This is a genomic window from Kluyvera fluvialis (assembly GCF_059725275.1).
This window is the reverse complement of record NZ_AP046142.1, coordinates 2,919,492-2,934,064: the sequence shown is the minus strand read 5'-3', so window position 1 is coordinate 2,934,064 and position 14,573 is coordinate 2,919,492. Positions and strand designations below refer to the sequence as shown.

Genomic DNA, 14,573 nt, shown 5'->3' with positions numbered 1-14,573 from the left:
GCCCATGAGTGTGGCAAGTTTACCCACGCTCATGGCTGTCGGCATCTCGCCACTCGCCGTTAGACAGATTATCCAGCGTATAGCTGCCCATCGCGTAACGAATTAAACGCAGCGTAGGATAGCCCACATGGGCGGTCATTCGCCGCACCTGGCGGTTACGTCCTTCATATAACGTCACTTTTAACCACGCGGTGGGAATCGATTTACGCTCACGAATCGGTGGGTTACGCGGCCACAGCCATTCCGGCTCGTCAACACGTTCAATGCCAGCGGGCAGCGTGGGGCCATCGTTTAACGTCACACCATTGCGCAGCATATCAATGGCTTCTGCTGTCGGTTCGCCTTCAACCTGAACATAATAAATTTTCCCCGTGCGTTTACCTGGCTGCGTCAGCCTGGCTTGCAATGCACCGTCATTGGTTAACACCAGCAGACCTTCGCTGTCGCGGTCGAGCCGCCCTGCGGCGTACACATTTTGCACGGGAATATAATCTTTTAGCGTGCTGCGACCGGCTTCGTCGGTAAATTGCGGCAATACATCGTAGGGTTTATTGAACAAAATAACGCGTTTTGGTTGGTTATCTTTACGCTGTTTGGTTGCTTGTCGGGAGCTGAATCGCTCAAGCTGGTTTTTTCTAAATGAAGTCTTGCTCATAGTATTTTCAGGCTTTATAGATTCGCGCATTATAGCCTAATAACGAGAGTCTTTCATGGCGTCAAACAATCAGGTAGTATTGACAGGCTTATTACAAAACATTAACAAAAATGCTCTAACTCTTTGTGTTGCAGGAAGACGGTAAGACAGTGCATCTCCAGGCTAAGTGGAGTGGGTGTAGTAGCGGCAACAACCTGTGGCGTAAAGGATGACGAGCACACCAGTAGCGCTCGAAGGAGAGGTGAATGGAAAGCAAAGTAGTTGTTCCGGCGGAAGGTCAAAAAATCACCCTGAAAGACGGCAAGCTGAATGTGCCGCACAATCCGATTATCCCATTCATTGAAGGCGACGGCATCGGTGTTGATGTCACCCCACCGATGATCAAAGTTGTGAATGCCGCTGTTGAGAAAGCCTACAAAGGCGAGCGTAAAATCTCCTGGATGGAAATTTACACCGGGGAAAAATCCACTCAGATCTACGGCCAGGACGTTTGGCTGCCAACCGAGACGTTGGATCTCATCCGTGACTACCGTGTTGCGATTAAAGGCCCTCTGACCACGCCAGTTGGCGGCGGCATTCGTTCTCTGAACGTTGCGCTGCGTCAGGAGCTTGACCTGTACGTTTGTCTGCGCCCGGTGCGTTATTATCAGGGCACTCCAAGCCCGGTGAAACACCCAGAACTGACCGATATGGTCATCTTCCGTGAAAACTCTGAAGACATCTACGCGGGTATCGAATGGAAAGCTGACTCTGCTGACGCTGAGAAAGTTATCAAGTTCCTGCGCGAAGAGATGGGCGTGAAGAAAATTCGCTTCCCTGAACATTGCGGTATCGGTATCAAGCCATGTTCAGAAGAAGGCACTAAGCGTCTGGTTCGTGCAGCGATTGAGTACGCTATCACCAATGACCGTGACTCTCTGACGCTGGTTCACAAAGGTAATATCATGAAGTTCACCGAAGGCGCGTTCAAAGACTGGGGTTACCAGTTGGTTCGCGAAGAATTCGGTGGTGAACTGATCGACGGCGGCCCATGGCAGAAAATTAAGAACCCGAACACGGGCAAAGAGATCATCGTTAAAGATGTGATTGCCGATGCGTTCCTGCAACAGATTCTGCTGCGTCCGGCTGAATACGACGTTATCGCTTGTATGAACCTGAACGGTGACTATATTTCCGACGCCCTGGCAGCCCAGGTTGGTGGTATCGGTATCGCCCCAGGCGCAAACATTGGTGACGAATGCGCGCTGTTCGAAGCCACCCACGGCACGGCGCCGAAGTATGCAGGCCAGGACAAAGTTAACCCAGGCTCCATCATCCTGTCCGCAGAGATGATGCTGCGTCATATGGAATGGTTCGAAGCGGCCGACCTGATTGTTAAAGGTATGGAAGGCGCTATCAACAACAAGACCGTGACCTATGACTTCGAGCGTCTGATGGAAGGCGCTAAGCTGCTGAAATGTTCAGAGTTTGGTGACGCGATTATCGACAACATGTAATCCCGTTTTTTGGGATGACATGAAAATGGGGGCCGATGGGCTCCCATTTTTTTACCTAACGAAATTCTTCCCCAAAATTCCTCCCCAAAACCTCACAGGATTCATCCCGCTTTTAGATCAACAACTACCCAGCCTTTACCTCTGCCACAGTTATATTTGTCAGTCATTTTCTTGAGCGGTGGCCGGTTTTAGTTGACCAGGACACTACTCACTTCCGGTTCGCACCTTATTTGAATAATGTTTTGGTGTTATACCTGTATGCTGACGGAAAAATGCGATGAATGCACTGTCGCTGACAAATTCCAGTTGCTGCACAATTTGATTTATATTAGCTCCATCAGCAACCAATTCCATTGCCTTCAGCAATCGCCATTGTTGTCGCCAGCTCTGATAATTCATCCCCGTATCTCTGATAAAAATTCGACTAATCGTGCGCTCGCATGCACCAACTCGATGCGCCAGTTGGCTCAGTCGTGGAGGTAATTCGCCCCTGCGCACGCTGTCCAGCCATGAGCACAGACGCGGATCTGAGGGAAACTGTAAACTCCAGTTCTCACTACGCGCTGTGTGTAGCTCTTCATTAAATACGGTGATCAGGCTGGTCTGTTGACTCGCAGGCATGTCCCATGACCAAAATGCCATCCGTTCAATGACTTCGTAAAAGAGAGGATTTACAGCTACGACCTGTAATGGCATATCAGGAAATGGCAACGTAGTTGAAAAATACAGCGAGCGGTAAGCCATTACGCCACGCATCATGGCACGATGAACAGTGCCTGCGGGGATCCAGGCTGCGCGACGTGGTGGAAGTAGGCATAAGGTTTTTTCCAGCTCAATAGTGATACAACCCGCAGCAGAAAATAGCAATTGATGGCGACGGTGGCTGTGTCGACCAGAATCATGCAGCCCCAGATCGGCTGCAATACCGATTACTGGGGTATCGAAGCTATCTGTGTCAAAAAATTGATCCGGATTAATTTTAGCCATTTGTCCGATATTTTATATATTTAGTCCTTATGATTGTAATGTGACCACTTCCTTTCCGCAATAATGGTATCTATTCCCTCATTATTGAAGCATCGCTATGAATACTATTAACCGGCCACCACTATGGTTGCTAACTCTGCTGATCATGTTTCCGCAACTCGTGGAAACGATCTACAGCCCAGCGTTACCAAATATTGCTCTTACATTCAACGTGAGCAGTGAACGTACCGCTCAGACACTTTCAGTTTACTTTGTCGCCTTTGCTATTGGTGTAGCACTATGGGGTTGGTTGAGTGATCGCATTGGTAGACGTCTTGCCATGATGTTTGGCCTGACCTGCTATGGGTCAGGAGCCGTGATGGCAATCGTTGCTACAGATTTTAATATGTTGTTATTGGCTCGCATGTTGTCAGCTCTGGGTGCTGCTGCAGGATCTGTCGTGGTGCAGACTATGTTACGGGACAGTTATGAATCCACGAACCTGGCTCGCGTATTTTCTATCATGGGGGCTGCACTGGCAGTCAGTCCGGTGTTTGGTTTGGTGAGCGGGGGCTGGATCGTGAGTATTTACGGTCATATTGGGGTATTTATTGCACTGTCGTTGCTGGCGATATTGCTGCTGGTACTTACTGCTTTTATGCTGCCGGAAACACGGCCGTTAAATACCATCACACCTCGTATGGGCTGTCTGGCTGTCCGCATGGCGTGTGACAGTTCGCTTTGGCGAAATGCAATGCTGGTTTCACTGTTCAATGCAATGATTTTCAGTTATTACAGCCTGGCACCTTTTCTTTTCGAGCAGTTGGGTTGGGGAGCCAGAGCATTTGGGTGGACGGGATTACTACTGGCTATTGCCTCGCTATCTGGAAGTCTTCTGAACCGGAAGTTACTGGTCACAGGCTTGGAACCTGTGCAATTGGTTCGTCATGCTTGTAGTTTGGCCCTGTTATCCAGCCTTGCCGCATGGAGCTTACAGAGTTCGCCGTGGATTTTAATGCCTGTTACCGGAGTTGTCGTCGCCTATGGGATTGCGATACCTAATATACTGAGCAATGCTCTACGTCACTATCGGGAGCAGGCAGGAACAGCTGGAGCATTATTCGGATTGACCTACTATTTACTGCTAGGTGTGATGCTGGGAGTCGCTGGTCTGGTACAACAGTTGGGGCTTGTTCTCACAGCCTGCGCGCTGACAGCCTGGTTATGTAAACCCCTTCGCGTATCAGAATTAGCCACTATGTGATGATAGTTAGCCAGACTCTTAATAGCCGACGCCTTGACTCGCAAATTTGTTTGCCGCGTTGTGTTGAATTTACGGGCAACAGCACTGATGTTTGTTCAAGAGTTGAAATCCGGCAACAAGCAAAACCGCGTGACATAGGGAACTAAAATTTAAGCGTTGAGAACGCTAACCAGTCCACTGTGCCAAGTATATTTAAACAACGACTGAGATTTGTTACCGAACCGAAATGTCTGGTCTGGATAGAGAGCATCTTCTTAAATGGATAATTGCGAGGAGCGGTCTCTCAACAACAGTGTCACTCGACAGCAATGATAAAGCATCCGCTACATTATAAGTTGTTGAGCTGGCAATTATCGAATTGGTTCAGTGAACAATTTCAGGGAATATCTGGATCCGTAGGCTAAGATAGCTCGGATGTATGTCCCGATACGCTCGGCGACAATAAGGATTTTAAAGGAATCGCGATGGATGCAGACAAGTTAAGTTATTGGTTAAGCCATTGGTTGCTCATTGCGGATGGAGATAAATTTATAACTCACACATCAATGTTGCTCCCGGTAAAAACAGCGGCTCATGGTATTAAGGCTATGCTGAAAGTTACTGATGATGCGGATGAGCAAATTGGGAACTCGCTGATGGCATGGTGGGAAGGTAATGGCGCAGCACCGGTTATTGCTTATGAAAAAGAAGCCATTCTACTCGCTCGCGCTACAGGTATGGCATCACTGTCAACGATGTCCCAAAATGGTCAAGACAATGCAGCCTGCCAAATTTTGTGTGCAACTGCGAATAGGCTTCACGGCAATCCAAATAAACCTTTGCCAAACCTTACACCTCTACATCGCTGGTTTTCTTCGCTAAAACCCGCAGCCCTTGAGCATAGAGGTATTCTGGCGCATTGCGAAGGGATCGCTCAGGAACTGCTCTCCTCCCCGCAAGACGTCGTCGTATTACATGGTGACTTGCATCACGATAACGTACTTGATTTCGAATCATTGGGTTGGCTGGCCATTGATCCCAAAGGGCTACTAGGCGAAAGAGGATTCGACTTTGCTAATATTTTCACCAACCCGGATCTTGGGAATCCTGAGCATCATATTGCAAGAACGCCGAGTATTTTTAAACAGCGGCTTGAGATAGTCACTGAGATATCGGGAATAAATAGAGAGCGACTTCTGAAGTGGATAATTGCATGGTGCGGGCTTTCGGCGACATGGTCGCTTGAATGTAATGATCCTATATCTGTCCCGGTTGAAATTGCTGAGTTGGCTATTACTGAACTGGGCGTATGAGATGAAGGCAACGCCGGGCATCTGAGTATTCATCCAAAATCTCATTTGCTGTTCAATCACAATCTGAAAGTCTGCTCCTCGCTCATTGTGGCCTGAAACCTTTCAACCAGGCCACTGTTATTATTTTCTGCTAAAGATTACCAACTCCGCCATCGACGAGCAGCTCTGTGCCAACTACGTATGAAGATTCATCAGAAGCAAGGAAAACGGCTGCCTTGGCTAATTCATAGGGTGTTCCTAAACGCCCGATGGGTACCAGAGCCCGGATCTCTTCCCTGAGTTTATCTTCATCCACTCCGCCTCCCACTTTGTTCAATGCCGGTGTTTCAGTCGGTCCGGGGCTTAAGCCATTTACACGGATCCCACGCGGATGAAGCTCTGCAGAAAGTGTTCGTGCTAGTGAGAGAATCGCGGCTTTACTGGCAGCGTAAGCACTACTTTGTGGAAAACCAATATGAGCGCTAACTGAGCCACAAACAATAACGGAGGATGGATCAGAAAGCATTGGAAGTAGTGCCTTGATCAGGAAAAATGGGCCTTTAAGATTTGTATTCATCAGAGCGTCGTAAGCCTGCTCATCCCAGGATTCCAGTGGCTTATGCGTAACATCACCTGCATTGATATATAAAATATCAAGTCTCGGCCATAGCTCCTGTAACGCTGTTGCCAGGTTAGCTTGTTGAGGGATATCACCAGCCTCAATTTGAAAAAGAATAACGTCACCTAACTCTTTTTTTGCCTCCTGCAGTTTTTTTTCACTACGACCAGTGATGGCAACTTTTGCTCCTTCTGCCAGAAACTGACGTGCGGTCTCTAAACCAATGCCGCTGGTACCACCGGTAATCAGCGCGTATTTAGCATCAAGTCTGCCCATTTTCCCACCCCATGTTTTATTCGTGGAGTAATTATTTATTCTTCAGTATCCTTTGGGAAGTAGGCACCATATGGATACTAAGGAACCTTATGGGATGCTATGAAGTGAGACAGGAGATCCAATGACACAAAATATTTCGGCTTTAGCAGAGAGTAACACCGGATGCCCAATGGTGAGTTTTGTGAATCTGATCGCCGGTAAGTGGGCGATCCCAATCCTCTATCGTCTGATTTTATTAGGTGAACCTGTTCGTTTCAGTGAGTTACAACGGGCAGTCAGACCTATCACCCAAAAAGAACTGACTCGCCAGCTGCGGCAGTTTGAGGCCCGTGGTTTGGTGAACAGAAAAGTGTTCGCTGAAGTTCCACCGAGGGTGGAGTATCAAATAACCGAGCTGGGTAAATCACTGCGTCCGACACTTGATTCTCTGGCTGAGTGGATGACTGCCAACGCGAGCTCCATGAATAAAAATATGGACAGAACTTCCGTTCTTCGCTTATAGCGGACTTTTGTGGCTGTAAATTTTTCACCGTTGGGGGAATTGAGAAAATACGCACGCTTTAAAATCCCTTGTCGGTAGAGGATTCCCTTTTCCCTAAATTTTTATAATCAATGGATTATGAGTGCTTTAAATAAGCGTTCCTAATCGTATAAAACCGTAATATATTTTATTAATTCATAATATTAATCACACATCACTAATGTAATACTGGATTATATGGAATGGTTCGAAGCCGCCGACCTGATTGTTAAAGGTACGGAAAGTGCTAAACCGTTGAAATGGTCAGAGTTTGATGACTCAATCATCGACAACATGTAATCCCGTTTTTTTATGCCTGCGAACATCTGTTTTGTCATAAACGAGTTTCACAAACCTACTTTAGCGCCTCTTTGCTGAATATAATTACGACTTATACTTTATATATAATGGTCTTCCCCCATTATGGTAGGGAATCATCGCGTTACTTCAGTTTTACGTCTTTTGGTGGTAGCATTTCAAAACACTGTTTCTACAAGGACATTTAAAATGAGTACCATTTATGTAGTTGTTTTAACTTATATAAAACCACTCGAAGAAGTTGACTCTCAAATCCCTGAACATGTCGAGTGGCTGAAACAAGGTTACTCAGATGGTGTATTCCTTGCTTCAGGAAGGAGAATTCCCCGTAATGGTGGTGTCATTCTTGCAAAATGTGAAAATATTGAATCTCTGAAAGCCCGCCTTAGCCAGGATCCATTCCAAAAACTAAATATCGCTAAAGCCGAAATTATTCCCTTTGAGGCTACTATGAAAGCTCAACTGCTGGATACTATTTTCTGAGTTTATTCCGGCTCAATAGCTCATATTGAGCCGACCATAATGGGACATCACTCCCAGCTTAAAGCGCTCCCGATTTCGGTATCCTCTGGCTTTAATCCTCAGTAACCTTATTTTGCTGTTCAGTGCTTCGGCATTACCATTTGAAACGTTATGCCGCATTGCGTTCAGTATGCCGTATAGCCTTTTAGTGATGGTTCCTGCCATGCTTCTCATCACCGGCACATTGCAACTTGTAGTGGTCAAGTAATACTGTGCCACTACATACTGCCGGAGTAGCCCAGCAACAAAGTGGCCAAACTGCTGCCATGGAATGTAGATCTCACCAATAAATAGCCGTCAATACGGCGCTCACTTAACGCTTACCTTTATATAATATCTATGTCGGCACGTGAGCGTTTTAGCGCTCGTCTTTCTTCTGATATAAGTCCCAGCGATTTCCGTAAAGATCCTCAAAAACAACTACTGTCCCATACTCTTCCTGTCGCGGTTCCTCACAAAACGTGACACCCGCAGCTTTCATCGTATTGTAATCGCGCCAAAAATCGTCTGTCTGGAGGAAAAGAAATACCCGTCCGCCGCACTGATTGCCGATAAATGCGGCTTGTTTTTCATTTGAGGCGCGTGCCAAAAGAAGGGTGCAATCACTGTCAGGATTGGGGCTTACAACGACCCAGCGTTTACCCGGTTGAGGTGTGTCCTCAACCAATGTGAATCCCAGTTTTTGGGTGTAGTACTCGATAGCTCTATCGTAATCATCAACGACAATGGCAATATGCCCGAGGCATCGCTTTTGTTTGTTCATATTTCGTCATTCCGTATTGTGGTGTACCCATGCAATCTTGCTAGTTTACTATAACATCTGTGTTGTGCAGGTTTGTAGCGGGGCATTAATGACTTTTCTCGCGTGGACAATTAAGCCAATAGGTTCTTGATGAAAAATCAGAGAGTAATTACAATCCAATTGAATAACATTATAACCAATGATATTGTTATTATTTACATGGCAAAGTTGAGGTTTTTATGAGCACTGCCCCGATTTACTCTTTCAGATGGAATAAATTCCATGAGGAGTATTTAACTGAAAATAATATTTACTTAATGCAAGGGGATAAAAATAAAAAAGTAAAAGGTGTTTACTCAAGGCGCGATCTTCTGCTATTTAAGCGAGGAGAAAAAATAAAAATTCAAGGTGATGTATTTGTAGAAGAGTATTCTATGATGCCATTTCGTGGATTTTGTTCTGTTGGTGCGTTCTCTGAACCTGGTTGTTATTTTCAGAATGGCGTCGTCATTGGCCGCTATTGCAGTATTTCAAGCGGCGCAAAGGTGATGGGCGGGCAACATCCGTACGACCGATTCACGACGAGTCGGTTAACATACAAAAAAGAATTTGAGGATCTGGCAAGAAAATTAGGTGGTGATTGGGAGATTAAACCACATAACACCAATGCCGCTCATCCTGTTATCGGAAATGACGTATGGATTGCCGATGGTGCTGTCATTAAAGGCGGGATTTCTATTGGCGATGGTGCCGTTATTGCCGCTAACTCAGTGGTCACAAAAGATGTTCCTCCTTATGCGATTGTTGCTGGGGTTCCCGCAAAAGTTATTAAATATAGGTTTCCAGATGTCGTCATTCAAAAACTGCTGGAGTTAAAATGGTGGGATTATAAATATATCGATTTGCCGAGCAATAAACATTGTGATGATATAAACTACTTTATCGATAATTTATCATCAAAAATTGAGCGTAGGGAGATACATCCAGTTGATTACAAGCGGATTAATATAGGTTATGAACTCAGTAAGATATAATAAATGATGTGCTAATCGGGCATTGCCCAACGATCTCTGCTACTTCTCAGTAGCAGCGGAACTCTTCCTCTTACCCAAAGTGGGCACTCTTTGTGACGCCACATCGTGATATGCCATCCTGGTTCTGGGCCAGCGAAGAACCGTTTTATTTCATGTCCTCTAATCTCTGCTATTAAAAAAATTAATAAGCATTATCACTTCTATTGATATATGTTCACATCGATATTTTGATTGCATTTTGTTCTGTATTTGGGTGTTGATTTCGCTTTCTGTATGAATATAATCCGCAGGTATCCAGGCTGCATTCTCACTTGCGGAGGTGGATAAGCACGCTATCGAATAAAACACGTTCAATAGATGTTTGTTTTTTGTTATCCCTGTGCTGTTTGCCTGTGGTGAGCAGCTATCTATATTCGTTTGTTTATTTTACCTCATGAGTTTTGGCTTGTGGGGGTTTTATGGTGTATAGCGGTACATGAGCGATATGTTATTTCTTGGATTAATTTCTGGGGAGTATTATGAATAAGATATATCAGCTTAAATGGAGTCGGTCCCGTCACTGTTGGTGTGTTTGTTCCGAGCTGGGTAGTCGAATTAAGGGGAAGAAAGCAAAGGCCATTTTATTTGGCGTAATCAGCTTATTCTCATCTATGGCGTTAGCGAACAATGTCACCATCAACAAAGATGAGACCGTTGAGTTTGGTTCTGCTAACCAAACGGTTGATTATCATATTACTGTTACCAATAATGCCAATTTGGTTATTAACGCCACAGACTCATCTCGTTACCGCCTGACGCTTGCTTCAGGCGGCGGGCTGGATATTACCCAAGGGAAGGTGCATATCAATGGCCCATTAAATGTGCTGCTGAAGGGGACCGGCTTTCTGAATGTCGCCAATGCCGGTAGTGAGCTATATGCGGATGATCTCTACGATTCACAGTCGAATATCCGACACGACCAGGGATATTTTAATGTTTCGAACGGCGGCAAAATTCATGTTAAGGGTACGAGTCGCCTGACATATCAGGAAGGGAATATCAGCGGTAAAGGAAGTCAGGTGAATACCGGAACCTTTTTTATGGGGGTTAGCGGCAGTTCTGGCGGTGATCAGTTCCTTTCAGTGAATAATGAGGGTGAGATTAATGCTCAGGAGCGTTTGAGCCTGGGCTATTTTGACCAACGCTCCAATACCACGCTGGTAGTTTCAGAGGGTGGGAAAATTTCTGCATCTGAAATAAACCTAAGCACCAAATCGGAGTTGGCTCTAGGTGCTCAGGAAGGTAAAGCGGCGAAGGCGGCGGGGATCATTGATGCAGATAAAATTGAGTTTGTATGGGCTTCGACGTCGGATAAGAAAATTACGCTAAACCATACGGATGATAATGCGGTGATCGCTGCTGATATCGCCAGCGGAAGTGAAGGGCTGGGTTATATCAATGCGATAAACGGTACGACGTTCTTAACCGGTGATAACTCAGCTTTTAGCGGTGAGGTGAAAATATCCAAAAATGCGGTTCTGGGGGTCACTCAGAATCTTGGCACTGCGAACATAACAAACAGCGGCAAATTACAGCTGAATGCTGGCGAAAATATGGTCTTCGGGAATAACATCTCGGGTAACGGGACGATTGCCGTTGGCAGCGGCGCGGTGACGTTGTCTGGCGATAATACCTCGTTAAGAGGCAATATAGATATTGCTTCGGATGCGGCAGCGTATATTACCGACCAAAAAAATATCGGCTCTGCGGCTTTGAATATTGATGGCAAACTCCAGCTAAATACTACAAAAGACTGGGTTTTCTCTAATGTTGTTTCTGGCACCGGTATTCTTGGCATTAATACTGGGAATCACAGCTTTTCGTTCAAGGATGGCGTTAATAGCGGGAAGTTCAGCGGTAGCCTGGAATTACAGGATACCGTCTTTAACCTAAAAGATAACGCTGCCGTCATGTCGGGGGCGGGGTTAATTGCTGGTAACGGAAGCCATATTTCTGTGGGGACGGGGACACAATCGCTGAACGCTTTGGCTTTCTCAGGGGGAACCCTGGATTTTGGTACTCTGAATGCCGGGACACAGCAGACGGATAGCACTGTGCAAGTCAGTCACTCTCTTGATTTGAGAGGGGATGGGGCTGTCCAGATATCGGATACCGGAGTGGTCGATTCCGTCTCGCGCAATATTGATACCTCGATGTCGCTGACTGAACTGGATGATGGTAATAACACCATTCAACTGGTATCGGCGAATGGGGCAACGGTACTCGGTGATGCGGCTAATTTGCAGTTGCTCGATCAAAATGGCCAGAAAATATCTAGCGGTGAACAGGGGGATATTAATCAAAATGGGCAAAAAGTCGCGATAGGTAGTTATGATTATCGCCTGACCAGCGGCGCGAACAACGACGGCCTGTACATCGGTTATGGCCTGACACGGCTTGATCTGTTGACCTCCGGCAATGATGCTCTGGTACTGAGTGCCAATAACAAGTCCGGGAATGCGGCAGATCTTAGCGCGCAGATTAGCGGCAATGGCGACCTGGCTTTCAATAGTCAGAAAGGGCAGACCGTATCGCTGTCTAACCGGGATAATGATTACACCGGTATTACCGATGTGCGCAGCGGGAACCTATTGTTCAATAACGATAATGTGCTGGGCAACACCAGTGAACTACGTCTGGCGGCAGAGACTGCGCTGGATATGAATGGGCACAGCCAGACAATAGGGAAATTGAGTGGTGCGGCAGATTCCCAATTGAATATCAACGGCGGCAGTTTGACGCTGACCGACGGCGGGACTTCGGCAGGAACACTGACCGGGGACGGTACGCTGAATATTCATGGCGGCACTCTGGAGATTGTGGGTGAAAACCGTACGCTGACAGCGAAAACGAACATTGCAAAAGGTGCTAGCGTACAGATGAGCAATCTACTGGGTCTGGGCGCTGGTGATATCAATACTGCGGGAACGTTGTCACTCAACGAGGCTTCTGGTGTGTTGAGTAATAACCTCAGCGGTGACGGCGTGGTTGCGCTTTCCCGCAGCGATACGCTGCTGGCAGGCAATAATAGCCATTTTTCTGGCCAGTTCACCCTTGATAGCGACTCTCAGCTCATCGCCTCTGACGCGGAAAATCTGGGCAGCGCCAGCGTGGAGAATAACGGTACGTTGATTCTGCACAACAGCGCAGACTGGCAGCTGAGAAACAGTATTAGCGGCACGGGGAGTGTTTGCAAAATGGGGGCCGGTACGCTCACCGTTGGCAACAATATGTCCTGGCGCGGCCAGACCGATATCAAAGAAGGCGCTCTGGCACTGGGCAGTGCAACGGAATCGGTTACGCTTGCCAGCCAGCAGATCAATATCGCGCAACAGGGTAAACTTTCTGGTTTTGGGGGCGTGGCCGGTAGCATTGATAATGCCGGGTTGCTTCAGGTCGGTGACGGGAAATCAGCATCTCCTTCACAGTTTACCGTTGGCGGAAATCTGACTAACAGCGGCGAAATGGCCACTGGTATTACCGGGCAACAGGCTGGCAATAAACTGATTGTGAACGGGAATTACAGTGGTGATAACGGGCGTTTGGTACTGAATACGGCGCTCAATGGCGACGACTCGACCACCGATAAACTGATTGTGCAGGGAGACACCAGCGGCACAACCTTTGTCAGCGTGAACAATGCCGGTGGCTCAGGGGCAAAAACGCTCAATGGCATCGAACTTATCCATGTGGGGGGGCAATCTGACGGTGAGTTTATCCAGGACGGGCGTATCGTAGCCGGTGCTTATGATTACACCCTCGAACGTGGCCAGGGGGCTAATAGCGGAAACTGGTATTTGACCAGCGGCCAAAATACGTCTGATCCACAGCCGAAACCTGAAGGCATGTCGGGTAATGACTTACGCCCAGAGGCCGGAAGTTATACCGCTAACCTGGCGGCAGCAAACACCCTGTTTGCGACTCGGCTGCACGATCGGCTGGGGAAAATGCAGTACACCGATGCGGTAACGGGTGAGCAGAAAAAAACCACCATGTGGATGCGCCATGAGGGCAGTCATAACAACTGGCGTGATGGCAGCGGGCAGTTGAAGACTCAGAGCAACCGATATGTCCTGCAACTGGGAGGAGATATTGCGCAATGGAGCCAGAATGGCGGCGACCGCTGGCATTTAGGGGTCATGGCGGGTTATGGCAACAACCATAGTAATACCGTCTCATCACAGACCCATTACCGCTCAAAAGGGAGCGTGAACGGGTACAGCGTGGGGATGTATGCGACCTGGTTTGCCGATAATGAGTCGCATAATGGCGCTTATCTGGATAGCTGGGCGCAGTACAACTGGTTCAATAACCATGTTAAAGGTGACGAATTGCAGGCTGAATCCTATAAATCGAAAGGGTTTACCGCATCACTGGAAGCAGGGTACAGCCAAAAATTAGCTGAATTTACAGGTAGTAAGGGAACGCTGAACCAATGGTTTGTCCAGCCTCAGGCTCAGGTCACCTGGATGGGAGTGAAAGCGGAAAATCACCGCGAAAACAATAGCACTCGAGTCAGTAGCGAAGGCCACGGTAATATTCAAACCCGTCTTGGCGTCAAAACCTGGCTCAAGAGCCATCATAAAATGGATGAGGGGAAATCACGTGAGTTCCAGCCGTTTATGGAAGTGAACTGGTTGCATAACAGCAAAGCGTTCACTACTCATCTGGATGGGGTTTCAGTTCATCAGGATGGCTCGCGTAATATTGCGGAGGTAAAAGCCGGTGTGGAAGGGCAGATAAATTCACATCTGAATGCGTGGGGTCATGTCGGCGTCCAACTGGGTGACCAGGGGTATAATAATACATCGGCTATGATTGGCGTTAAGTGGCAATTCTGAGCCTAATAAT

12 protein-coding genes and 1 pseudogene are annotated in these 14,573 nt (G+C 47.1%); 8 read left to right on the top strand and 5 right to left on the bottom strand.

The genetic code is table 11. From position 1 onward, the window contains the following. Nucleotides 1–19 precede the first annotated feature (19 nt). Complete coding sequence (gene rluE / locus AC6I4B_RS13925) at nucleotides 20–685, bottom strand: 23S rRNA pseudouridine(2457) synthase RluE (protein ID WP_497765904.1); 666 nt, start codon at nucleotides 683–685, stop codon at nucleotides 20–22. Nucleotides 686–900: 215 nt separating this feature from the next. Here rluE and icd point away from each other — a divergent pair, with 215 nt between their 5' ends. Then, a complete protein-coding gene (gene icd / locus AC6I4B_RS13920; protein WP_497765902.1) occupies nucleotides 901–2,151 on the top strand; it encodes an NADP-dependent isocitrate dehydrogenase in 1,251 nt (416 codons plus the stop codon). A 204-nt stretch (nucleotides 2,152–2,355) separates the two neighbouring features. Here the strand turns inward: icd and AC6I4B_RS13915 are convergent, their stop codons facing one another. After that, a complete protein-coding gene (locus AC6I4B_RS13915) occupies nucleotides 2,356–3,138 on the bottom strand; it encodes an AraC family transcriptional regulator (protein ID WP_497765901.1) in 783 nt (260 codons plus the stop codon). Nucleotides 3,139–3,235: 97 nt separating this feature from the next. On the opposite strand from AC6I4B_RS13915, the gene AC6I4B_RS13910 reads away from it, so the two are divergent. Continuing rightward, entirely contained in the window at nucleotides 3,236–4,381 is a 1,146-nt protein-coding gene (locus AC6I4B_RS13910) for a multidrug effflux MFS transporter (protein ID WP_497765899.1), read from the top strand. Nucleotides 4,382–4,845: 464 nt separating this feature from the next. Beyond that, on the top strand, nucleotides 4,846–5,673 hold the full coding sequence (locus AC6I4B_RS13905) for an aminoglycoside phosphotransferase family protein (protein ID WP_497765898.1): 828 nt from the start codon (nucleotides 4,846–4,848) through the stop codon (nucleotides 5,671–5,673). 130 nt (nucleotides 5,674–5,803) lie between these two features. Here the strand turns inward: AC6I4B_RS13905 and AC6I4B_RS13900 are convergent, their stop codons facing one another. After that, nucleotides 5,804–6,547, bottom strand: coding sequence for an SDR family oxidoreductase (locus AC6I4B_RS13900; protein WP_497765897.1), 744 nt, complete (start codon nucleotides 6,545–6,547; stop codon nucleotides 5,804–5,806). Between the two features lie 121 nt (nucleotides 6,548–6,668). On the opposite strand from AC6I4B_RS13900, the gene AC6I4B_RS13895 reads away from it, so the two are divergent. The 3 genes and pseudogenes from AC6I4B_RS13895 to AC6I4B_RS13885 all read left to right on the top strand — a co-directional run bounded on the left by AC6I4B_RS13895 (nucleotide 6,669) and on the right by AC6I4B_RS13885 (nucleotide 7,868). Beyond that, nucleotides 6,669–7,049 carry a winged helix-turn-helix transcriptional regulator gene (locus AC6I4B_RS13895; RefSeq protein WP_497765895.1) on the top strand — a complete coding sequence of 127 codons (381 nt, stop codon included), beginning with the start codon at nucleotides 6,669–6,671 and terminating at the stop codon, nucleotides 7,047–7,049. A 201-nt stretch (nucleotides 7,050–7,250) separates the two neighbouring features. Beyond that, a pseudogene (locus tag AC6I4B_RS13890) lies at nucleotides 7,251–7,367 on the top strand (hypothetical protein); the annotation flags it as partial. A 207-nt stretch (nucleotides 7,368–7,574) separates the two neighbouring features. Continuing rightward, nucleotides 7,575–7,868, top strand: a complete 294-nt coding sequence (locus AC6I4B_RS13885; protein WP_497765894.1) for a YciI family protein — start codon at nucleotides 7,575–7,577, stop codon at nucleotides 7,866–7,868. 12 nt (nucleotides 7,869–7,880) lie between these two features. Here the strand turns inward: AC6I4B_RS13885 and AC6I4B_RS13880 are convergent, their stop codons facing one another. Continuing rightward, nucleotides 7,881–8,180 (bottom strand): transposase, encoded by a 300-nt coding sequence (locus AC6I4B_RS13880; RefSeq protein ID WP_497772164.1) that lies wholly within the window; start codon nucleotides 8,178–8,180, stop codon nucleotides 7,881–7,883. Nucleotides 8,181–8,265: 85 nt separating this feature from the next. Further along, nucleotides 8,266–8,670 (bottom strand): VOC family protein, encoded by a 405-nt coding sequence (locus AC6I4B_RS13875; protein WP_497765892.1) that lies wholly within the window; start codon nucleotides 8,668–8,670, stop codon nucleotides 8,266–8,268. Between the two features lie 218 nt (nucleotides 8,671–8,888). On the opposite strand from AC6I4B_RS13875, the gene AC6I4B_RS13870 reads away from it, so the two are divergent. Next, nucleotides 8,889–9,683, top strand: a complete 795-nt coding sequence (locus AC6I4B_RS13870; RefSeq protein ID WP_497765891.1) for a CatB-related O-acetyltransferase — start codon at nucleotides 8,889–8,891, stop codon at nucleotides 9,681–9,683. Nucleotides 9,684–10,201: 518 nt separating this feature from the next. Continuing rightward, entirely contained in the window at nucleotides 10,202–14,563 is a 4,362-nt protein-coding gene (locus AC6I4B_RS13865) for an autotransporter outer membrane beta-barrel domain-containing protein (protein ID WP_497765889.1), read from the top strand. The last annotated feature ends 10 nt before the right edge of the window (nucleotides 14,564–14,573 follow it).